Raw genomic sequence first — 21,362 nt, forward strand, 5'->3', positions numbered from 1 at the left:
TAAGTTTATTTTGTTACCATTTTACCAATTACTAATCGTTGAATTTCATTGGTGCCTTCGTATATCTGCGTTATTTTCGCATCACGCATATAACGCTCTACCGGATAGTCTTTGGTATACCCGTATCCTCCAAATACTTGTACTGCTTCTACTGTGATGCGCATAGCAGCATCTCCTGCAAATAATTTAGACATTGCTGACGCTTTCCCATAAGGTAATCCCTGTGATTCTAACCACGCTGCTTGGTACGTCAATAATCTTGCAGCCTCTATTTCCGTTGCCATATCTGCCAATTTAAAAGAAATTCCTTGATTACTAGCTAACGGCTTTCCAAATTGCTCTCGTTCTTTTGCGTAGGCTGTAGCTGCCTCAAATGCTCCTTGTGCAATTCCTAGCGCTTGAGCGGCTATTCCATTCCGACCACCATCTAATGTCATCATCGCAATTTTAAATCCCTCTCCTTCATCACCAAGCATATTTGCTTTAGGAATGCGACAATTTTCAAATATTAATTCCGTGGTGGGTGAAGAACGAATACCAAGTTTCTTTTCTTTTTTTCCAAATGTAAAACCGCTTGTTCCTTTTTCAACAATGAATGCACTAATCCCTTTATGACGCTTATCCAAATTTGTCTTTGCAAAAACAATATAAATATCAGCTACTCCACCATTCGTAATCCATACTTTATTTCCATTTAAAATGTAATGATCGCCATCTTCCTTTGCCGATGTTTTCATTGAAACGACATCACTTCCTGCACCAGGTTCTGATAATGCATAGGCCCCTAACGCCTCTCCGGACGCAAGTCGTTTTAGGAAAGACTTTTTTTGTGCTTCGTTTCCGTATTTATAAATTGGCCAGCTGGCAAGTGATACATGCGCTGATAATGTAACTCCAGTTGAAGCACATACCCGCGACAGTTCTTCCACTGCAATGATGTAACTCATATAATCAGCACCGATTCCACCATATTCCTCCGGCCAAGGTATCCCCGTTAACCCTAACTCTGCCATTTTATGAAATATTTCTCGATCAAATCGTTCTTCTTCATCACGTTCCGCTGCTGTCGGTTCAACATCATTGGTTGCAAAATCACGGACCATTTTCCGTAGCATGTCTTGTTCATCTGTTAATTGAAAATCCACAAATAAACCCTCCTTATTTCTTCAGTAAGTGCTTTGCAATCACCATATGTTGTATTTCACTCGTTCCTTCATAAATTTCGGTGATTTTAGCATCCCTAAATAGCCTTTCTACTGGATAATCTTCTGTATATCCATAGCCACCAAGAACTTGTACTGCTTCAATTGCATTTTTCACGGCAGATTTCGAGGCATAAAGCTTAGCCATTGAAACTTCTTTCGCACAAGAAACGCCTTGTTCAACAAGTGATGCAGCTTGATAGACTAATAGTTTTGCGGCTTCCGAACGTGTTGCCATATCCGCCAATTTAAACGAGATGCCTTGATTATCGGCAATCGGACCAGTAAACTGCTTTCTTTCCTTTGCATAATTTATTGCATGTGTAACTGCTGCATCACTAATTCCTAAAGCCTGTGCAGCTATTCCAATCCTGCCTATATTCAAATTATGCATCGCAATTGCAAACCCTTCATGTTCCTTCCCTAGTAATTGATCACCAGATAGTTGACAATTATCAAATGTCAGCGATACGGTATTGGATCCATGGAGCCCCATTTTTCTTTCCTTTTTTCCAATAATAAATCCAGGCGTATCTTTCTCCACAATAAATGCACTAATATCCCGTTTGCCTTCCCCTGTACGAGCAAAAGTGATATAGGTATCAGCCTCACCACCATTCGTTATAAATACCTTTGACCCATTTAATAGATATGAATTACCAGATTTGACAGCTTTTGTTCTTATACCTCCAGCATCGGATCCAGCATTTGGTTCTGAAAGCGCAAATGCACCAATGTACTGTCCACTCGCAAGTTTTGGCAAATAGTGCTGCTTCTGCTGCTCAGTTCCAAAATAAACGATTGGATTTGTTCCTACGGACGTGTGTACCGACAAAATCACACCCACTGCAGCGCTGACTTTTGATATCTGATGAACAGCTTGAATATAGGACGTATAGTTCATCCCAGCCCCACCATATTCGACTGGAATGGGAATACCCATCAATCCTAAAGAACCCATTTTTTGAATTAATTCTCTAGGAAATCGATCTTCCCTTTCCATTCGCGGAACTTCTTGGGCAATCTCCGTTTCGGCAAATTCTTTTATCATTCGCACAAGCATCTCCTGCTCAGCTGTTACCTGCTTCATGTTTCCTTCCTCCTGTCGATTCTTGTGGATTACGAATAATTATAAAAACCTTTACCAGACTTTTTACCAAGCCATCCTGCTTTGACATATTGCCTTAAAAGTGGACATGGGCGATACTTGCTATCAGCGAACCCTTCATGAAGAACCTCCATAATATAAAGACATGTATCAAGTCCAATAAAATCCGCTAATGTCAATGGCCCCATCGGATGATTCATTCCTAATTTCATAGACGTATCAATATCTTCCACTGTTGCAATTCCTTCATAAAGGGTGTAAATTGCTTCATTGATCATTGGCATTAAGATACGATTGGACACAAATCCAGGAAAGTCATTTACTGCAATGGGTGTCTTTGCAAGCTTCCTTGCCAGCTGTTCAATGGTTTGGAATGTCTCCTCACTTGTTTGCAGTCCGCGTATAATTTCCACTAGTTTCATAACAGGTACCGGATTCATAAAATGCATGCCAATTACTTGATCTGGCCGTTTTGTATGTGCTGCTAACTCGGTAATCGGTAAAGAGGATGTATTCGAAGCTAGGAGAGTATGGGTTGGAGCAATTTTATCCAACTCATGGAATATCGATGCTTTTACCTGCAAATTCTCAACCACTGCTTCAATAATTAAATCTGCCTGTTCAGCATCTTGTAGTCGGTTAGAAAGCGTTAGTCGTTTTAATGCATCCTCCTTCTCCTGAGCCGATATTCGTTGTTTCTGAACAGAGCGTTCTAGAAGTTTATCAATTGTATTTATTCCTTTTGTCCGTGCTTCATCGTTCTTATCATGAAGGTAGACAGTGTATCCTCCCTGTGCACAAACTTGTGCAATTCCTGCTCCCATTTGCCCTGCGCCAATGACCATGATATTTTCTATTGTTTTCACAGCATATCCTCCTCTACATTAAACCAATCTAACTGATTGGTACTTCAATCAATATGGCATCACCTTGCCCACCACCACTGCAAATTGCAGCTATACCTAAACCACCGCCTCGTCTCTTTAATTCATATATCAATGTTAATATGATTCGAGCCCCACTTGCTCCAATTGGATGACCCAGCGCAACTGCACCACCATTTACATTCACTTTTTCCTGAGCGATCCCAGCGATTTTTCCACTCGCTAATGAAACAGCAGCAAATGCTTCGTTAATTTCAAACAAATCAATATCATCTTTGCCGTAACCTGTTTTTTCAAGTAGTTGATTGATAACAAGACCAGGTGTTTTAGGGAAATCTTCTGCTGGTACAGCCAATTCTGTATGTCCTTTGATCACAGCCATCGGGGTTTTCCCAAGTGCTTCCGCTTTTTCATTAGACATAACTACAAACGCGCAAGCTCCATCATTAACACCTGGAGCATTTCCTGCTGTTATGGTTCCATCTGAATCAAAGGCTGATCTTAATTTTTCTAAACTTTCTAAACTTGTATCTTTTCGAGGTGCTTCATCTTGATTAATGATCTTGGAAGAACCTTTCCGTTGTTTTTGTTCCATTGGTATAATCTCTTCGGCAAATTTCCCATCTGCTATTGCTTGAAGAGCTCTTTTATGACTTCGATAAGCCCATTGATCTTGTTCTTCCCTTGTTATTCCATATTCTTTAGCAGTAGCATTTCCATAACTTCCCATGTGGACATGCTGGAAAGAGCACGTCAAGCCATCATGAACCATCATATCGATAACCTTTTTGTCCCCCATACGATTTCCCCAACGAGCATCTGGAAGGATATATGGAGCATTGCTCATACTTTCCATTCCACCAGCAACAATCACTTCCTCATCTCCAAGGCGAATTAATTGGTTAGCCAATGTGACACTACGTAACCCGGAAGCACAGACCTTATTAATGGTTTCTGTTTTTACATTCCATGGGATACCTGCTTCCCTTGCCGCCTGACGAGAAGGTAGTTGCCCTTGCCCGCCTTGTAATACATTGCCAATGATTACTTCATCAACCAACGCACGATCCAAGTTAGCACGTTGCAACGCGGCTTTAATTGCATGCCCACCTAGTTCCGATGCGGTAAACCCCTTTAATGCACCACCAAATTTCCCAAATGGGGTTCTTGCTCCAGATACAATTACAGCTTCTCTTACCATTCATACTCCTCCTTATTGTTAGCGCTTACTTTTGACTGAACGCTCGCTCACTTGATTTTAGAATGGAAAGTCTTGATTAACAATCAAGACTTTCAACGCTTAGTATTTTGTTACTCGCTGTTTTATGCAGTTTGCTGTTCTTGTTCCAATACCACCGATAATGCTAGTATTTCAGCGACATCCATTGTGCCTATATCTTCTTCAACCTCTTTGGCTTTCGTACCATCACTAATCATGGTTAAACAATACGGACAAGCACTAGAGATCATATTTGGTTGAACTGCCATTGCCTGTTCTGTACGGGCAACATTAATCCTATTCCCTGTTGTTTCTTCTGACCACATTAGTCCACCACCGGCTCCACAGCACATTCCATTTTCTTTACTTCGTTTCATTTCTACTAATTCTAATCCTGGAATAGATTTGAGAATCTCTCTAGGCGGATCATAGACACCATTGTATCTGCCCAAATAACATGAATCATGATATGTCAATCGCTGATTAATTGCTTTTTTCGGTTTCAACTTGCCATCCATCACTAAATCATACATAAGTTGCGTATGGTGATACACTTCTGCTTCAAAACCAAAATCAGGATATTCATTTTTAAAAATGTTATATGCATGCGGATCGATGGTAACGATTTTCTTTACATCATGTTTGTTAAACTCTTTTATGTTCTTCTCAGCAATTTCTTGGAATAGAAATTCATTTCCAATTCGACGTGCAGTATCGCCTGAATTCGCTTCTTTATTTCCTAAAATAGCAAAGTCTACACCAGCTTGATTCATTAGTTTTGCAAAAGCTATCGCGATCTTTTGACTTCTGCTATCATAGGATCCCATCGAACTTACCCAAAACAAATATTCAAAATCCTTCTCTTCCTTTTTCAATTCCTTCACGGTAGGGATATATACCGATTCATCTTGTTCGCGCCATTTGATACGATCTTTTTTTGACAAGCCCCAAGGATTACCCTGACGCTCAATATTCATGACGGCACGCTGTACATCTTGATCCATTTTCCCCTCTGTCATTACTAAATACCTACGCATATCAATAATTGTACCAACATGTTCATTGTTAACAGGGCAAGCATCTTCACAGTTGCGACAAGTCGTACAGCCAGCTAACTCTTCTTCTGTAATGACATCACCAATCAGACTAGCACTTTGTACAGTCGCCGCTGCTTCATTTTTTGCAGTTGCTTGATTTCCCTGGGTATTTGCAAATGCATATGCAGGCACCCAGGGGGACTTGCCGGTAATTGCGGCTCCTTTTTCAGTAAGGTGATCCCTTACTTTAATCATAATATCCATTGGAGAAAGCATCTTCCCTGTTCCTGACGCTGGGCATACATCGGTACATCTCCCACATTCAACACATGCATAGAAGTCAATCATTTGATATTGTTCAAAATCTTCTACCTTACCAACGCCAAATGATATCTCTTCTTCATTGACATCTTCATCCATATCAAAGTTAATTTTCTTTAATTTACCGGGGACACGTTTACTTAGGAACACATTAATTGGAGCTGCAATTAAGTGTGCATGCTTCGATTGTGGTACATAAACAAGGAAAGTTAATATGGTAATCGTATGTACCCACCAAGCTATATAAAACCATACCATTGCTGCAGTAGGTGATATCCAACTAAACAAAAATGCGATGGAGCTAGCAATTGGCTCTGTCCATGTTAATTCATGCCCATGCCACAACATGGCCATTCCATTGCCGACTAACACGGATATCATTAATGTACCAATAAATAAAAGTACTAACCCTGCTTTAAAACCACGCTTCAGACGTACAAGTTTTTCCATATACCGTCGATAAAAAGCCCAGACAACAGCAACAAGGATCATTAATGTTACTAATTCTTGGAAAAAGACAAAACCAGGGTAAAAGATTCCAAATGGCAAATGATTACCTGGTGAAAGACCTTTCACAAACATATCAATTGCTCCAAATTGAACGAGAATAAACCCATAGAACATCATGACATGAATAGTACCAGATTTTTTATCCTTTAATAGTTTTGATTGACCAAACACAATCTTCCCAATTCTTCGAAGCCTCTCTTTAAAATCACGGTCAAATTCTGATTTCTTACCAAGACGAATGTAAGCAACTCGAGTCGCAACAACTTTAGCAAATAAATATAGACCATAAATCGTAATTGCTGTAAATGCTACGGCATTAATAAGCAGAAATGCATCCATGTCTTTGCTCCCCCTAATCATGTAGTAATAATCTATTATAATGAGAACCTTTCATTGTATATTCCAATGAAAGATAAAAAAACGAAATGATAACGATTCCATTTTTCTGAAAAATAATATCTTTTGAAATCTTATAACCTTACTATAAATATGAATGATCATTCAGTCAACCTTTTTCCGTGTTTTTCTCTACATTTTCCTTAATTTGTAAATTGTTTTAAACAGTTCTTAACCGGTGTACCAACAAATAGGATATTAGACAAGAAGAACACCTTCTTGCTCAGTTGCTCCCCCTCTTTCTCGTTTTGCTACGGAAAATCTACTTATTTCATTAGAAGGTTGGTTCAAACGAACCAGCTCTTTATTTTCTCGGATAAATAATGAAAAGGATACGTGACCCAAAAATAAAGCTACCCCTATTATTATAGGAATAGCTTTTGTCTGTTATTTAAGTAAGCCGCATCGTACTGCTTCAGCTTACATTTTTTCTGGCGCTGTTACACCGATTAATTGCAGGGCATTAGATAATGTAATTCGTACAGCTTTCATTAAAGCGATTCGAGCTTTCGTTCGATCTAGATGGTCAGCATCGATCACTTTTTCTGCATTGTAGAAACTGTGTAATAAGGTTGCTAAATCATATAGATATTGCGTTACTTTATGGGGAGTATGCTTCCCTGCAGCATCAGCAACTACCTGCGGAAATTCACCTAGTTTTTTTAGCAGGTCAATCTCTTTTTCTGCCGTCAATAAAGAAGCATCAAAGCTGTTATCGACAGAAATACCTTTACTTTCAGCTTGCTTTAACATCGTACAAATTCGTGCATACGCATATTGCACATAAAACACAGGGTTATCATTCGATTGCGAACGTGCTAGATCCATATCGAAATCCAGTTGTGAATCATTTGATCTTGCAACGAAGTAATAACGTACTGCATCTACACCTACTTCTTCCATCAATTCTCGAAGTGCAACAGCTTTGCCTGTACGTTTACTCATTCGCAACTTTTCTCCATTTTCAAACAAGTTAACCATTTGAATTATTTTCACGTCAAATTTTTCAACTGGGTAGCCTAATCCTTGAATGGCTGCACGCATCCGAGGAATATAGCCATGGTGGTCAGATCCCCATACATTTACAATTTGGTCAAAACCTCGATCTAGCTTATTCTTATGATAAGCAATATCTGGAGTTAAATAAGTATAGGATCCATCTTGTTTTATGAGCACTCGATCTTTATCATCACCAAAGTCTGTCGTACGGAACCAAGTTGCCCCATCCTTTTCATACATATATGGATCTAATACCTTTAAAGCATCGGTAATCTTATTTTCCTTATACAACGAACGTTCAGAGAACCATGAATCAAAGTGGACACGAAATTCAGCAAGGTCTTGCTCAATCTTACCAAGCTCATATTTCAAACCATATTCTTTAAAGAATTTTAATCGTTCTTCTCGTTCTGTGACTGCCCATTGATCTCCATACTCCACACAAAGTTGTTTCCCAATTTCTATAATATCTTCGCCATGATAACCATCTTCTGGCATGTCCACGTCATTTCCAAGTGCCTGTAAATAACGAGCTTCTACAGAAAGTGCAAGATTATCAATCTGATTCCCAGCATCATTAATATAATATTCACGTTCTACTTGATAGCCTGCCGCATCTAGTACATTACATAAAACATCTCCAAAGGCAGCGCCACGTGCATGACCCAAGTGAAGGTCTCCAGTTGGGTTCACCGATACAAACTCGACTTGAATGCGTTTCCTATCTCCAGCATTGGTTTTACCATATTCCGTATCTTCTTTTAAAATGGTTGGAATAATTTCTCCAAGAAAGTCATCTTTCATAAAGAAATTAATAAACCCTGGGCCAGCAATCTCTATTTTCTCTACCGATGCTTCTGATTGATTTAGTTGGTTTACAATGTCATCAGCAATTTGTCTTGGTGCCTTTCTAGCGATTCTTGCCAGCTGCATCGCAATATTTGTTGCAAAGTCACCGTGTGATTTATCTTTCGGTTTTTCTAAAATAATATCTGGAATTTCTTCCTTTGTAGCAAGCTCTGCTTGAATAACTGCTGATTCAATCGTTTGCTTTAATTTGTCCTCTGTCTGTGCCAAGACATTCATGACATGTCCTCCTTCATCATTAAATCGATTTTTTGATGTCTTTCTTCTTGTCCATTTAACCTTACTGTGTAAGCAATTGTCAGGCTTCCACTTTTGGCTTTTTGTAATGGATGATAAGAAATGGATTGTGTGAAGGTTTCCATATGGATACTACCATAAGGATGCTTTACCACATTTTCTGTTGTTTGCTTTTCTTGAAATTGTTGATTCATCGAAATATTACCAGAGCGCTTTATATTCACCCGATTTGATTGAATGGTGATTAGGTTCTTAATCATCGTTTGGTCATCTGCTATTTCCTCAAATGTGAGAACATCCAAATTTCCTTTTTTATATAAAAATCCAGTCTCTTGAATTTTATTATATTCCATTTGACCATTATCATCGATTATTGTAGAAAGTTCAATAACAACTTGTGTCGTTGGAGTATTCATTCTATCGCCTCAGTCTTTAAAATCATATTTTACTATTATAGCGATAAATAAGGTGGATTAGCAATACTAATAATAAAAATCACCTAGTTAAGCTATATCCAAAAAGCCCTCGTATGAAACGGTTATTATTTCCAAGCATTATTTCAATGAGGGGTCCTGTAGCTGTAAGCTAAATTACATATGGTTTTCGGTAAACAACATGCTCCAATGGATACTTCCATTACATGTAACAGTAAATTTATCGTGAGTGATGTCAGAAAGCCAAGCAATTTCTCTAAATATGTTTATTTGGCTATCGGTTATCCCATAATGCTAATAATGCAGACTTTAATGAGGGAAAACATATGTCGAAATTTCGAAACGTACGTAAACATAAATTCATTCTAACTGTTATAGGAGCGACCACACTTTTTTTTGCTACTTTTATAGTTGGTATCTATCTCATTAGCTTTCTACTCGGTCCACCAGAATTAGCAAACGAACAAAATACCATCTTGTATAGTAATTCAGGGGAAATCATAGGAGAAGAAAGTGGCTTAGAAAACCGGCAATGGGTCGATTTAAATGATATGTCGAACGATCTCATACAAGCGACGTTAGCAATTGAAGATCGTAATTTTTATGAACATCATGGATTTGATTTTAAACGGATATTTGCTGCTATATTAAAAGATATACAAACACTATCCCTTAAGGAAGGTGCAAGTACATTATCACAACAATACGCACGTAATTTGTACTTAACGCACGAAAAAACGTGGCTGCGTAAAATAAAAGAAGCTTTTTATACGGTTCGTCTAGAAATGTTCTATTCCAAGGATGAAATATTAGAAGGATACTTGAATACGATCTATTACGGACATGGTGCTTACGGTATCGAGTACGCTAGTAATTTATTCTTTAATCAGACATCTAGTCAAATTTCTTTGGCACAGGCTGCGATGTTAGCAGGTATACCTAAAGGACCAACATATTACTCACCTTTGAATGATAAAAAACGTGCAGAGCAGCGTCAGCAACAAATACTCAAAGCAATGCGGGCACAAAATAGAATTAGTGAAGAAGCTTATCATAATGCTATTCAAGAAAAATTAGTATATCAAAAGCCCAAAAAAGAAGATAAAAAAGCAATCGGCCCCTATTTTCAGGATTATGCTATTAAAGAAGCTGCTAACCTTCTAGATGTCGATGTAGAGGCAATACGATCTGGGGGATATGAAATTCATACCACATTAAATAAAGATTCACAGGTTCAGTTAGAGCAGCAAATATCAGATAAAATTTCTGATGCAAGTGAAGTTCAAGCAGGCGGCTTAGCAATGAATCCGAAAACTGGTGGAATAATTGCAATGGTAGGTGGCCGTAACTACGGAGAGAGTACATTCAATCGAACTGTACAAGCGAAACGGATGCCAGGATCTTCATTTAAACCATTTGTCTATTATACTGCGCTGGAAAATGGCTATACGCCTAACACCATGTTGATGAGCAAACCTACGTCTTTTGAATTAGCAAACGGTGAAGTCTATCAGCCCAGTAATTTTAATGGTTACTATGCAAATAAAAAGATATCATTAGCACAAGCTTTAGCACTCTCTGATAATATTTATGCTGTGAAAACAAATATGTATGTTGGTCCCAAGAATGTTGTAGAAACGGTAAAAGAAATGGGCTTTACAAGTAAGCTTCAAGCTGTTCCATCGCTTGCCCTTGGGACGGCAGCTGTATCTATGCAAGAAATGGTTACCGGTTATAGTATATTGGCAAATGGTGGACATGACATTCAGCCCCATGCAGTAACAGAAATTAATGACCATACAGGAAAAGCAGTATATAAAAATACACAAGAACAAGGAAAACAAATCCTTGATTCGAAAAGCACCTTCATCCTTACACATTTAATGACTGGGATGTTTGACCATGAATTGGACGGTTATATGCAAGTTACCGGTTCTTCGATAGCAGATGAACTGGATCGATTGTATGCAGGAAAATCAGGAACAACCAATTCAGATAGTTGGATGATGGGCTATAGTCCATCTATCACAGCTGGGATTTGGATCGGATACGATGATAACCGCAAAATGGAGGTCGTAGAGGAAGCAAGTTACGCAAAAGAAATATGGGCTGGATTTATGAATAATGCCCATAAAGATTTGCCACAAGAAACTTTCGCTATCCCTTCAGATGTTGTAGGAGTACCGATAGACCCCACCACTGGGAAACGAGCAACTCCTTATTGTGAATCAAGTCGTGTCATGTATTTTGAAAAAGGTACAGAGCCAGATGAACACTGCATGGTACATTTTCATCAAAATGAAGAAAAGCAACAACCAAAGACAGAGCAAGAAGACAAAAGCATGATGGAAAAAATATTTGATTTATTTAATTAGAATAGTTAAATATTCAGATTAAAAAAGCAGCCGAACCCAGCAATCACTGATTTCGGCTGCTTTTTTGTCCTAGTAATACATGAGTAGCCCATGTACACCTATATTTTACAAATTTCTAAAAAAAAGTACAAGATAAAACTGAATGGTTTATCATGACGTCACAAAATGTTCACTTTTTAGCAAATAACGTAAATAAACTCGAAAAAGGTGTACTACCTTAGTATCATTCACCAGATTTGTACACCTTTTCTTTCTTATTCTGGAAGAGACGACTTTAACTCTTCCGTTGAATTATTCCACATGTCTGGATTAAACTCGACTAAAAAGTCTTTTAGTAATTTTTTCGAAGGCGCATCCATATGGTCTACAATGATTTTACCTTTGAGAGACTTTTCCATATGCGTTACATGCTCAGGCATCGATTTGTAGGCACGTTTTATTGATCGATCAACGCGCAATTCGCTACCTGCTACACCGGAATAAAAAGGACCTTTCTCTCCTTGATCAACATTTACCCAGACAATCCAATATAATTTACCATTTGGTACTTCACTTTTATCGTTTAGATATTTGACTCGTCGTTCAATATCGCTTCTTGCATGCATGGCTGCCATATCAACGTAAGCTTTATTCTCATTCGGATCCACAATCACAGAAGACATGTTTTCTAAACTAATCGAGCCGTACCCGTATCCACCATGTCCATCCGTGGAGTCATCCTTAATGATCGTAAAGTTATTTTTTTTCTTATTCGAAGATTGATCGGAACTCATCCCAAAATCCTCCTTCTATTTCTACTGTCTTATATTTTAGCATAGGTACAGGTATGATGACACATATCTGACTTTAATGCCTCAACCACTTAATAAAAAATTGTGCCTCTTGTATTTCCTCATCCGTATATTTTTGCTTCGGTTTCACCGTATGTACTTTCGCGACGTTCTCTTCCGGAGACAAACCATCAAAATATAGCATCGTAGCTACGAGCTCTAAAAACCTTGAGCTTTTCCCTTTCATTGCTTCTACTTGTCCTGAAAATTCGGGCATGTCCATTGCAAATTGATGCAAGAACTCCTCTCCATCATTCGTAATCGTATAATGATATTGAAAATAGTTACTTTTATCTTCTTTTTTTTCTTGGATAAACCCTAAATTACATAATTCTTCTACTCGCAATGTTAACTCTTCCGAATAAGGACCGTAAAAATGAAATTCATATTTCTCCTCAAATGGCAACCCACACTTTTGTAGAATATAAATCATTTTTTGTAGTTTTTTTCTGCCAGTCACTTCATTAGCTACTGAAAAAAACTGCATTAACTTTGCGTGATTAGTTAGCATTCTTGACATCTCCCTGACCATTCAGAATTTCTTCTACACGTTCCTTCATCGCACTATTTTCCATCTTTTCTACCAAATCATTAGGAAAATACAATTTATGATCTGTCCGTTTTTTTCCAGAAATAGATTCAACGATTTCCGATTGCCTTGACAATTCTCTAAGCTCACCATTCGGCATTAGCAAGTGAATAGGTAAGCGTTCTTCCTCTTCTCCTGGCCGGTAAAAGTCATACGGTAAATCAGAAGAAGAATCAACAACTAGATAGTAATCTGGATCAATTCCCGCTTGCATGAATAACCGGTGAAGTTCCATCCATTCATTCATTTGTAAATTCGGGTTAAACTCAATATATTTAAATAACCTTCTGTTTGTAAATCTTTCACATAAATCACTTAATATTGCATCCTCTTCTTCTTGCCAAAGCTGAAAATAATAAGAGACGATTCCCTCATCCAACTTTAAATAATCCTTTAAATCAACATTACCATTAAAGAAAGAAAGGAAATGTGTAGGCTCTAATTTAAACGTATAATGTGTATCTTCATACAGAACCTTCGCTCGATGAAGGATTTTGGATAATATTACTTCTGCACTTCGGGTTACTGGATGAAAATAAACTTGCCAATACATTTGATATCGGCTCATAATATAATCTTCAACGGCGTGCATTCCAGTATACTTAATAACTACTTGATCCTCCATGGGGCGCATCACACGGAGGATTCTTTCCATATCAAAATGCCCATAGCTTACCCCTGTAAAATAAGCATCTCGTTGTAAATAATCCATGCGATCCGCATCGATCTGACTGGAAATCAAACTAACGACTAATTTGTCTTTATAGGTTTTGGCAATGACATCTGAAACATTCTGTGCAAATCCTTTATCCACACGCTCTAAGATTTTATTTACCGTCGTATCTCCTAAAATAATTTGCTGTGTGAAATATTCATGATCTAACTTAAATACTTTTTCAAACGAATGAGAAAACGGGCCATGTCCCAAATCGTGCAACAATGCAGCACATAAGCAAAGAAGACGTTCCTCACTGTTCCAATGAGGGCGTCCTTCAAAGTTAGATATGATTCTACGAACAATCTCATAAACACCAAGCGAATGATTAAATCTGCTATGTTCTGCACCATGAAAGGTCAAATTTGTGGTACCTAATTGTTTAATTCTACGAAGCCGTTGAAATTCTGGAGCTGAAATTAAATCCCAGATAACTCTATCTTTTACATGCACGTATCGATGTACAGGATCCTTGAACACTTTTTCTTCATGTAGTTGTTCGTCTTTATATGCCATGTATGTATACCCATCCGTTTCTTTTCGACGATTTCTTTTTATTATATAATAGATAAAGTGAACCTTCAATCTGGTTTTTTCTGATTGATAGGTGAACCAATCGGACATTTACTGGCAGTTTCCTTTCTCCCCTTTCTTGATGATATTCACTAGCAATTAATGAAAGGTTTACTGCCAGTTAGATGCGGGATAAAGTGAACCTTCAATTTGGTTTTTTCTGATAAAATAGTCCCAAAGACTAACTTCGCCACCTCCTGTGGCAATGTCTTTGTAACCTACACTCATGCCGGCCAATACTATCAGTCATTTAGAAACATAATTCTAAGAAAAAAGCTAAAAATACACTTACAATTTCATTGCAAGTAAATCAAGGAGTTAACTATGAAAAATTGGGAAGACATCATTCAACAAGATACATTTCGATACATCGACCATTCCGCGATATCCACTTTTCATAATGAATCGTTTACAGCTCTTCATTCTTTTGCTATTGATGATGCTCTGGCATTATCAATAAGTAATAAATTTTCACCATCAACCTTACGCCTATGGGTGCATGAAAATACGATTGTCCTCGGCATCCCCGATGCCAAGCTTCCCTACATCGATGAAGGGATTCAATTGCTTAAAAAGGCAGGATTCCAAGTGATTATTCGCAATTCGGGCGGCTTAGCTGTGGCTTTAGATGATGGTGTACTCAATATTTCCTTAATTCTTCCTGGGGTGAAAGATCTATCCATTCATGAAGGATATGAAGCAATGGTTAGTTTTGTTAAACACATACTGAAAGACTTAACAGATCAAATTGAAGCATACGAAATTATAAACTCCTATTGTCCTGGAGAGTATGATCTAAGCATTAAAGGAAAGAAATTTGCTGGAATTTCACAACGTAGAGTTAAAAATGGAGTAGCTGTACAAATATACTTGGATATAGAAGGCAATAGTTATAAACGAGCAACTCTGATTAAAAATTTTTACGAGACGAGCAAAAAAGGCGAATCCACAAAATTCAGCTATCCTTCTGTAGATCCAAATGTAATGGCGTCTTTATCTGACTTATTACGGACAAAATTAACCGTTAAGGATATCAAAGAACGGATCACTCAGGCATTAGCAGATTTTAATAATCAAATTATTGAATCTCCCTTTTCTGAACCAGAGCTAGCAGATTATCAAAAACGCCTCGAACAAATGAAAAAACGTAATGAACGAATACGAAATGAAGGCTAAAAAAGCTTGCATGGGCGACCCCATAGCAAGCTTTATTTATTCTGCCTGAGCAGCAGTAATTAATGCTAAATTATATACATCTTCCGTGCTACAGCCACGTGATAAGTCATTTACTGGTTTATTCAAACCTTGGAGAATTGGTCCAACTGCCTCAAACTCACCTAAACGTTGGGCAATTTTATAGCCGATATTCCCTGCTTCCAAACTTGGAAATACAAAGACATTCGCATCTCCTTGTAGTTCAGCATCCGGGGCTTTTTTCTTTGCTACACTTGGTACAAAGGCAGCATCGAATTGAAATTCTCCATCAATTGTTAGTGAAGGATTCTTTTCTTTTGCAATGGATAGGGCTTCTACTACACGTTCTGTTTCCTCTGATTTTGCTGAACCCTTTGTAGAAAAACTGAGCATTGCTACACGTGGATTCACATCAAACAGTTCTGCGGTTGTCGCACTTTCCACAGCAATTTCAGCAAGATCTTGACTATTCGGGGCAATGTTAATCGCACAATCTGCGAACACATACTTCTCTTCACCACGAACCATAATGAACACACCAGACGTTTTTTGAACCCCTTCTTTCGTTTTGATAACTTGCAATGCAGGCCTAACTGTATCAGCTGTCGAATGAGTAGCACCACTTACTAGGCCATCTGCTTGATTCATATAGACAAGCATGGTACCAAAATAATTTTCATCAAGTAGAATTTTTTTTGCATCTTCTTTTGAAACTTTACCTTTACGGCGTTCTACAAACGTCTCAACCATAAGGTCAAATTCCGGAAATTCAGCTGGATCCATTAGTTTACAACGGGATACATCCACACCGACTTCTTCTCCTTTTTGTTTAATAGCCGTTTTATCTCCAATTAGGATTGGTGTTAAAATCCCTGCTGCAGCTAATTGACTTGCAGCTGTTAATATACGTTCATCTGTCCCTTCCGGAAACACGATCGATTTATTTTGGTTAGAAACCTTTTCTTTCACTTGATCGAATAATTCACTCACTTTTATAAAACCTCCTAAATGGATATAGTTAAATAGTAGATGATTCTTAGCATAAATGAAAGCAATTGTTACTGCATGGACGTTTTTTGACAGTCCAATGACAATTCTAACATGGCGTGTCAATTACAAGTCTACATCATGAATATCCTTCCCCAAATATGCTATAGTAAAAATGGAAATAAATAAATTATTGATAGAGATAGTTAGAGGTCTATACTAGATCTTTTGGCCACCTCTACTAGTTGATATAAAAAGGAGAGATAGTGATGGTAGAAGCAGTAGAAACCATGGATGGTTGGTATAGCCTGCATGATTTCCGCACTGTGGATTGGACTTCTTGGAAGTTAGCTACAGAAGAAGAAAGAAAAGAGGCTATTGAAAGCCTTCAACAATTGTTGGCAGCATGGGAGAAAGTAGAAGAAGAAAATAATGGAAGTCACGTGCTTTATAATATTGTTGGGCAAAAAGCAGACCTGATGTTTATGTTCTTACGACCAACAACAAACGAGTTGTCTGAAATTGAAACAGAGCTTAATAAATCTAAAATGGGAGAATTTTTAATTCCTGCACACTCTTATGTATCTGTTGTAGAGTTATCTAAGTACCGTCCATATAAAGTGGAAAAACCAGAGGAGCTTCCCGAGATAGCAAAACGGCTAAAACCAATACTACCTAAATGGGAGCATGTGTGTTTCTATCCAATGGACAGACGACGTCAAGGGGAAGAAAATTGGTATACACTGGAAAAAGACGTCAGAGGGCAATTGCTTTATGAACATAGTAAGACAGGTCGTAAATATGCAGGCAAAGTTAGCCAAATTATTACCGGCTCGATTGGATTAGACGATTGGGAATGGGGCGTTACTTTATTTGCACACGATCCATTACAGTTCAAAAAAATTGTCTATGAAATGCGTTTTGACGAAGTAAGTTCGAAATACGGAGAGTTCGGTGAATTCTTTGTTGGAAATCACCTTCCAAATGATGCCATCGCAGCTTACTTAAATATATAATAAGTAATTAGGAATGCCCCTGTTCAGGCGGCATTCCTTTTTTTGATTAAATAAGTGGAAAATACGGTTTATACTGTGGGTTTGTGTAATAAGGTGGCCGCTCACCAATAACTGGCATGGACCAGCTTTCATCAAGGTAATGCATTCTGACCCGTTCCTCTGAATGTCCAATTAACAACCACGTTACCTTTGGGTGAAATGTAATTAACAATAAACTTCCCTCCCCTTTCTATAGTCTATGATATAACTTTCCGGTTGAAACAAGTCTAGCTAATAAATCAATCTAACTAGCACATAGACAGCAGCCCATTCATACAGTATTACATAAATGAAAAAGGAGGGTTTAAGTTGAAAGAAGGTCATTCTCGTAACCAATTTCCATCTGAGGAGGAATTACGTGATATACGAGCGTATCAGAAATGGTTTGAGGAAAACAAACAAACAGACCCCTATCCGCTCTATCCTAATTATGGAAAAATCACTCGCTATGAAGACATACCTTTAAGTAATCCAGAACAACGCCAATTAAGTCAGCCAGGGCATGAAGACTTCATGGTACCAAAACCAATCATTGAAAATCCACATTATCAAGGGAGTAATAAATTAAAGGATAAAGTTGCTTTAATTACTGGTGGAGATAGTGGTATAGGGGCTTCGGCTGCAATTGCCTTTGCAAAAGAGGGAGCAAATGTAGCAATTGCTTACTTAGATGAACAGAAAGATGCAGAACGAACGAAAAAACGAATTGAAGCTCATGATCAGAAATGTTTGTTAATACCAGGTGATTTAACAGAAAGACAACATTGTAAATTAATCGTAGATAAAACCATCGATGCTTTTGGGAGATTAGACATACTTTGTAATAATGTTGGTATTCAATTTCAGCAAAATGATTTATTAGATATTACAGATGAACAATTTGATACAACATTTAAGATAAATATTTACTCGCATTTCTATACAACAAAAGCAGCCTTACCCTATTTAAAACCAGGAAGCTCAATTATTGGGACTACATCCGTAGTTACATATGCAGGGGAACCGTTATTAATTGATTACACTGCCACCAAAGGCGCTATTGTAGGCTGGACTAGATCCCTTGCAAAAAATGTGGCAAGCCAAGGTATTCGTGTGAATGCTGTAGCTCCGGGAAGAATTTGGACGCCACTAATACCAGCAAGCTTTTCATCTGACATGAATGCCCTGCATGGCACAAACTTATTTAATCGGATTGGTCAGCCATTTGAACTAGCACCTACTTATGTTTACCTTGCATCAGATGACTCAAGACTAGTTACAGGGCAGGTCCTGCATGTGGATGGTGGGGAATCTACAAATTCATAACCATTTTTCTAGGGTGTTTTTTGTCCTCATTTTTTCAATCATTTAAACATATTTCCCTTCGTCATTACATACATATACTAGTGCAACCAGATTGGACAGAAATGAGGAATGCTAATGGCCGTTGTCAAACATACAGATAAGGATGTAGCACTCCTTGCAAGATTAATGCGTGCAGAGGCAGAAGGGGACGGAAACTTAGGTATGCTAATGGTTGGAAATACCGGAATTAATCGTGTCATTTCCGACTGCCTTGATTTCACTGATATTCGCACCATTAATGATATGGTATATCAAAGTCCTGGCGGATTTGAGGCAACCCAAAAAGGGTATTTTTATCAACGCGCTCGAGAGTCTGAGAAACGTTTGGCAAGAAGGGTGATTCAAGGAGAACGGCAGCACCCTGCTACCAACTCCTTATGGTTTTTCATGCCAGCAGGGGCATGCCCTGCTCAATGGTATGGTCAATCAAATGTTGGTAGATTCAAGTCTCACTGTTTTTTTGCACCAACAGCGGAAGAATGCCCAAGTGTCTTCCGTTAGTTCAAAAATTCAAAAAGATGTACAGGAGGTTTTTAAATGAGTGATAACCAGGAAAACAACAACCAGCAGGCAAATGCCTATCAACAACCTTATCCATATTACTATTACCCAGCGACATCTCCAGCCTATTACCCTGTTTACAATATGAGGCAATCAACCCAACCACCAATGCAACAATCTATGCAACAGGCACAGCCATACCCAACAAGTGGTGGTAACGGTCAAGGAATGATGCTACCTGAACAAGAATCGTATATTGAAAACATCCTTCGATTAAACAGAGGAAAAGAAGCGACGGTCTACATGACATTTGAGAATAATGAGCAGTGGAATGCCAAAGTTTTTAGAGGAATTATCGAAGCTGCTGGAAGAGACCATATCGTTTTAAGTGACCCTCAAACAGGAAAGCGATATTTACTATTAATGGTGTACTTAGATTATGTAACCTTTGATGAAGAATTAAATTACTCCTATCCTTATGGAAATACATCCTATTCTCCAAGATAATTATAGCTAAGAAAGTAATTGGAATGATATTTCTTCTAAGAAAGAGGGATGACACTTCATTCTATTGTGTCATCCCTCTATTTGTACCATTAGAAAGGTGTAGAGAGGTTGATTATATGAAACGACCTTATGAAAAATTTATCTTAATAGAGCTCATCTCTCTAATTGGTGCTGCAGTTATTGGGTTAATCGCGATGATTAAAGCATACACTGTACTTATTTTCTTCTGTATCTTACTTGTTATTGTAAGTCTTGCTTGTGATGCGTGGATAGATTGGAATACCTACAAATCACAACATGCATTAAAACAAGCTGCACGTGCATTATTGATATTGCTGTTTTCAATATTTTTTGTTTTCCAACTATAAGGATTGCTTTCTATAATACTATAAGTGTTTTACCACGAAGGTTCCCAAAAGTATCCAACCTATTAAAAACGCAACTCCTCCAATTGGTGTAATCATAGCAAATGTTTTAATAGCCGTTGTTGAATAAATATACAAACTTCCCGAGAATAAAATTATCCCAAAGAAAAACATCCACCCAGCCCACATGATACCTGCTGAATTTGCTTTCATCATTAAAATACCTGTTACTAATAAAGCCATCGTGTGGAACATTTGATAGTTCACAGCTTTTTCCCAGGTTGCGATCGCACTTTTAGAGATTTTACCTTCCAATCCATGAGCTCCGAATGCGCCTAATGCCACAGCTAAAAACCCATTGATAATACCCAATAATAAGAATAGCTTCATGTTATTTTACACCTCTTTATTTAAAATTCAAATAGTGATTCACCATTCGCTCCATCATGATCGGCGGTAGATTTGTAAATTGATTCGGCATGCGTTTTTGCTTTCATCTCGCCAAGCATAGCCTTCATCTCCGCAGCAGAGATATCATTTATAGCTGTTTTAGTTGGTTTAGAATTTTCTTCTATATCTTCTTCAAGGAATAAATCACATAATAAACGAACATTACTAATATGTTTATACATTTCCTTTGAATGTTCCTCTACCTGCTTTGCAGATTGTAGTTCATTTATCATTTTTTGAATGATAGTGGAGTTTGCTACTGCCATCTTTTTATGTACCCCTTCCTTGTTTTTCTTCTTCTATTATAAAAGGATTTATATCTATAAACAAACAGTTTACTTCCCATTGTTTCTGTCCGTTAATTCCATGAATAACCCCTGGTACAATTTATACTTTTAGGCAATAAAAAAGCCCTGTTCGACAGGACCTTGTTACTGGTTTTCATTTTTATCAACTCGATACCTATCATATGAGACCCTATTATCCATATCCATTACCCTAAGTATTCCAATACACTTTTAGGTTGTTCCTCTATATAGCGTTTATACACCCATTGCAAAAACTGTATTTCCTTCTCCTGCAATTTCCTGCCAAGCTTCTTCTCTGTATCATCACATACCTGTAAAAAGCTAACCATACGCTTAAGATTCCCCCTACTAATAC

22 protein-coding genes are annotated in these 21,362 nt (G+C 37.9%); 7 read left to right on the forward strand and 15 right to left on the reverse strand.

The features are described 5' to 3' along the window. Window positions 1–5: 5 nt before the first annotated feature. The 7 genes from JKP73_RS04885 to JKP73_RS04915 form a co-directional block, all read right to left on the reverse strand. A complete protein-coding gene (locus JKP73_RS04885; protein WP_021289853.1) occupies window positions 6–1,145 on the reverse strand; it encodes an acyl-CoA dehydrogenase in 1,140 nt (379 codons plus the stop codon). A 13-nt stretch (window positions 1,146–1,158) separates the two neighbouring features. Then, the gene (locus JKP73_RS04890) at window positions 1,159–2,292 is read right to left on the reverse strand and encodes an acyl-CoA dehydrogenase (protein ID WP_038242169.1); all 1,134 of its coding nucleotides are present in this window, start codon (window positions 2,290–2,292) and stop codon (window positions 1,159–1,161) included. 29 nt (window positions 2,293–2,321) lie between these two features. Further along, window positions 2,322–3,167 (reverse strand): 3-hydroxybutyryl-CoA dehydrogenase, encoded by an 846-nt coding sequence (locus JKP73_RS04895; protein WP_369759834.1) that lies wholly within the window; start codon window positions 3,165–3,167, stop codon window positions 2,322–2,324. A gap of 37 nt (window positions 3,168–3,204) precedes the next feature. Continuing rightward, window positions 3,205–4,395 (reverse strand): acetyl-CoA C-acetyltransferase, encoded by a 1,191-nt coding sequence (locus JKP73_RS04900; protein WP_160806827.1) that lies wholly within the window; start codon window positions 4,393–4,395, stop codon window positions 3,205–3,207. A 122-nt stretch (window positions 4,396–4,517) separates the two neighbouring features. Next, on the reverse strand, window positions 4,518–6,620 hold the full coding sequence (locus tag JKP73_RS04905) for a (Fe-S)-binding protein (RefSeq protein ID WP_160806828.1): 2,103 nt from the start codon (window positions 6,618–6,620) through the stop codon (window positions 4,518–4,520). 477 nt (window positions 6,621–7,097) lie between these two features. Continuing rightward, window positions 7,098–8,762, reverse strand: coding sequence for an arginine--tRNA ligase (gene argS, locus JKP73_RS04910; RefSeq protein WP_160806830.1), 1,665 nt, complete (start codon window positions 8,760–8,762; stop codon window positions 7,098–7,100). Beyond that, window positions 8,759–9,196, reverse strand: coding sequence for a YwiB family protein (locus tag JKP73_RS04915; protein WP_021289860.1), 438 nt, complete (start codon window positions 9,194–9,196; stop codon window positions 8,759–8,761). Before JKP73_RS04915 ends, argS begins: the two co-directional genes overlap by 4 nt. 344 nt (window positions 9,197–9,540) lie before the next feature. Between JKP73_RS04915 and JKP73_RS04920 the strand changes: the two genes are divergently transcribed. Then, window positions 9,541–11,589: a transglycosylase domain-containing protein gene (locus JKP73_RS04920; protein WP_021289861.1), complete on the forward strand. Its 2,049-nt coding sequence runs from the start codon at window positions 9,541–9,543 to the stop codon at window positions 11,587–11,589. Window positions 11,590–11,843: 254 nt separating this feature from the next. Here the strand turns inward: JKP73_RS04920 and JKP73_RS04925 are convergent, their stop codons facing one another. The 3 genes from JKP73_RS04925 to JKP73_RS04935 form a co-directional block, all read right to left on the reverse strand. Then, window positions 11,844–12,362 (reverse strand): YwhD family protein, encoded by a 519-nt coding sequence (locus JKP73_RS04925; RefSeq protein WP_021289862.1) that lies wholly within the window; start codon window positions 12,360–12,362, stop codon window positions 11,844–11,846. Window positions 12,363–12,435: 73 nt separating this feature from the next. Then, window positions 12,436–12,930, reverse strand: a complete 495-nt coding sequence (locus JKP73_RS04930; protein ID WP_021289863.1) for a YwgA family protein — start codon at window positions 12,928–12,930, stop codon at window positions 12,436–12,438. Beyond that, window positions 12,920–14,239: an HD domain-containing protein gene (locus tag JKP73_RS04935; RefSeq protein WP_031335206.1), complete on the reverse strand. Its 1,320-nt coding sequence runs from the start codon at window positions 14,237–14,239 to the stop codon at window positions 12,920–12,922. The genes JKP73_RS04930 and JKP73_RS04935 overlap by 11 nt, the downstream gene beginning before the upstream one ends. Window positions 14,240–14,620: 381 nt before the next feature. Here JKP73_RS04935 and JKP73_RS04940 point away from each other — a divergent pair, with 381 nt between their 5' ends. Next, window positions 14,621–15,472, forward strand: coding sequence for a lipoate--protein ligase family protein (locus JKP73_RS04940; protein ID WP_160806831.1), 852 nt, complete (start codon window positions 14,621–14,623; stop codon window positions 15,470–15,472). Window positions 15,473–15,508: 36 nt separating this feature from the next. On the opposite strand, the gene pta is transcribed toward JKP73_RS04940, so the two are convergent. Next, entirely contained in the window at window positions 15,509–16,480 is a 972-nt protein-coding gene (gene pta / locus JKP73_RS04945) for a phosphate acetyltransferase (protein ID WP_160806832.1), read from the reverse strand. A 266-nt stretch (window positions 16,481–16,746) separates the two neighbouring features. On the opposite strand from pta, the gene hemQ reads away from it, so the two are divergent. Beyond that, window positions 16,747–17,493, forward strand: a complete 747-nt coding sequence (gene hemQ / locus JKP73_RS04950) for a hydrogen peroxide-dependent heme synthase (protein WP_021289867.1) — start codon at window positions 16,747–16,749, stop codon at window positions 17,491–17,493. A 46-nt stretch (window positions 17,494–17,539) separates the two neighbouring features. Here the strand turns inward: hemQ and JKP73_RS04955 are convergent, their stop codons facing one another. Beyond that, entirely contained in the window at window positions 17,540–17,704 is a 165-nt protein-coding gene (locus JKP73_RS04955) for a hypothetical protein (protein ID WP_187370445.1), read from the reverse strand. A gap of 191 nt (window positions 17,705–17,895) precedes the next feature. On the opposite strand from JKP73_RS04955, the gene JKP73_RS04960 reads away from it, so the two are divergent. The 4 genes from JKP73_RS04960 (at window position 17,896) to JKP73_RS04975 (ending at window position 20,252) form a co-directional block, all read left to right on the forward strand. After that, on the forward strand, window positions 17,896–18,837 hold the full coding sequence (locus JKP73_RS04960; protein ID WP_369759835.1) for an SDR family oxidoreductase: 942 nt from the start codon (window positions 17,896–17,898) through the stop codon (window positions 18,835–18,837). A gap of 114 nt (window positions 18,838–18,951) precedes the next feature. Then, window positions 18,952–19,377, forward strand: a complete 426-nt coding sequence (locus JKP73_RS04965) for a cell wall hydrolase (protein ID WP_021289870.1) — start codon at window positions 18,952–18,954, stop codon at window positions 19,375–19,377. A 36-nt stretch (window positions 19,378–19,413) separates the two neighbouring features. Next, the gene (gene gerQ / locus JKP73_RS04970; protein ID WP_021289871.1) at window positions 19,414–19,884 is read left to right on the forward strand and encodes a spore coat protein GerQ; all 471 of its coding nucleotides are present in this window, start codon (window positions 19,414–19,416) and stop codon (window positions 19,882–19,884) included. Window positions 19,885–20,000: 116 nt separating this feature from the next. Next, a complete protein-coding gene (locus JKP73_RS04975) occupies window positions 20,001–20,252 on the forward strand; it encodes a hypothetical protein (protein WP_021289872.1) in 252 nt (83 codons plus the stop codon). Window positions 20,253–20,270: 18 nt separating this feature from the next. On the opposite strand, the gene JKP73_RS04980 is transcribed toward JKP73_RS04975, so the two are convergent. The 3 genes from JKP73_RS04980 to JKP73_RS04990 form a co-directional block, all read right to left on the reverse strand. Then, window positions 20,271–20,639, reverse strand: a complete 369-nt coding sequence (locus JKP73_RS04980) for a DUF423 domain-containing protein (RefSeq protein WP_021289873.1) — start codon at window positions 20,637–20,639, stop codon at window positions 20,271–20,273. Between the two features lie 20 nt (window positions 20,640–20,659). After that, a complete protein-coding gene (locus JKP73_RS04985; RefSeq protein ID WP_021289874.1) occupies window positions 20,660–20,965 on the reverse strand; it encodes a YwdI family protein in 306 nt (101 codons plus the stop codon). 227 nt (window positions 20,966–21,192) lie between these two features. Further along, a complete protein-coding gene (locus JKP73_RS04990; RefSeq protein ID WP_021289875.1) occupies window positions 21,193–21,336 on the reverse strand; it encodes a hypothetical protein in 144 nt (47 codons plus the stop codon). Window positions 21,337–21,362 lie beyond the last annotated feature (26 nt).

The sequence above is a fragment of the Virgibacillus salexigens genome (assembly GCF_014905415.1).
In the GTDB taxonomy this organism is placed as follows: Bacteria; Bacillota; Bacilli; order Bacillales; family Amphibacillaceae; genus Virgibacillus; species Virgibacillus salexigens.

Coding starts and splice junctions, on each gene's coding strand:
- JKP73_RS04890 (WP_038242169.1), bottom strand. CDS start 2,292: ATGAAGCAGGTAACAGCTGAGCAGGAGATGCTTGTGCGAATGATAAAA.
- JKP73_RS04900 (WP_160806827.1), bottom strand. CDS start 4,395: ATGGTAAGAGAAGCTGTAATTGTATCTGGAGCAAGAACCCCATTTGGG.
- JKP73_RS04905 (WP_160806828.1), bottom strand. CDS start 6,620: ATGGATGCATTTCTGCTTATTAATGCCGTAGCATTTACAGCAATTACG.
- argS (WP_160806830.1), bottom strand. CDS start 8,762: ATGAATGTCTTGGCACAGACAGAGGACAAATTAAAGCAAACGATTGAA.
- JKP73_RS04915 (WP_021289860.1), bottom strand. CDS start 9,196: ATGAATACTCCAACGACACAAGTTGTTATTGAACTTTCTACAATAATC.
- JKP73_RS04920 (WP_021289861.1), top strand. CDS start 9,541: ATGTCGAAATTTCGAAACGTACGTAAACATAAATTCATTCTAACTGTT.
- JKP73_RS04925 (WP_021289862.1), bottom strand. CDS start 12,362: ATGAGTTCCGATCAATCTTCGAATAAGAAAAAAAATAACTTTACGATC.
- JKP73_RS04930 (WP_021289863.1), bottom strand. CDS start 12,930: ATGCTAACTAATCACGCAAAGTTAATGCAGTTTTTTTCAGTAGCTAAT.
- JKP73_RS04935 (WP_031335206.1), bottom strand. CDS start 14,239: ATGGCATATAAAGACGAACAACTACATGAAGAAAAAGTGTTCAAGGAT.
- JKP73_RS04940 (WP_160806831.1), top strand. CDS start 14,621: ATGAAAAATTGGGAAGACATCATTCAACAAGATACATTTCGATACATC.
- hemQ (WP_021289867.1), top strand. CDS start 16,747: ATGGTAGAAGCAGTAGAAACCATGGATGGTTGGTATAGCCTGCATGAT.
- JKP73_RS04965 (WP_021289870.1), top strand. CDS start 18,952: ATGGCCGTTGTCAAACATACAGATAAGGATGTAGCACTCCTTGCAAGA.
- gerQ (WP_021289871.1), top strand. CDS start 19,414: ATGAGTGATAACCAGGAAAACAACAACCAGCAGGCAAATGCCTATCAA.
- JKP73_RS04975 (WP_021289872.1), top strand. CDS start 20,001: ATGAAACGACCTTATGAAAAATTTATCTTAATAGAGCTCATCTCTCTA.
- JKP73_RS04980 (WP_021289873.1), bottom strand. CDS start 20,639: ATGAAGCTATTCTTATTATTGGGTATTATCAATGGGTTTTTAGCTGTG.
- JKP73_RS04985 (WP_021289874.1), bottom strand. CDS start 20,965: ATGGCAGTAGCAAACTCCACTATCATTCAAAAAATGATAAATGAACTA.
- JKP73_RS04990 (WP_021289875.1), bottom strand. CDS start 21,336: ATGGTTAGCTTTTTACAGGTATGTGATGATACAGAGAAGAAGCTTGGC.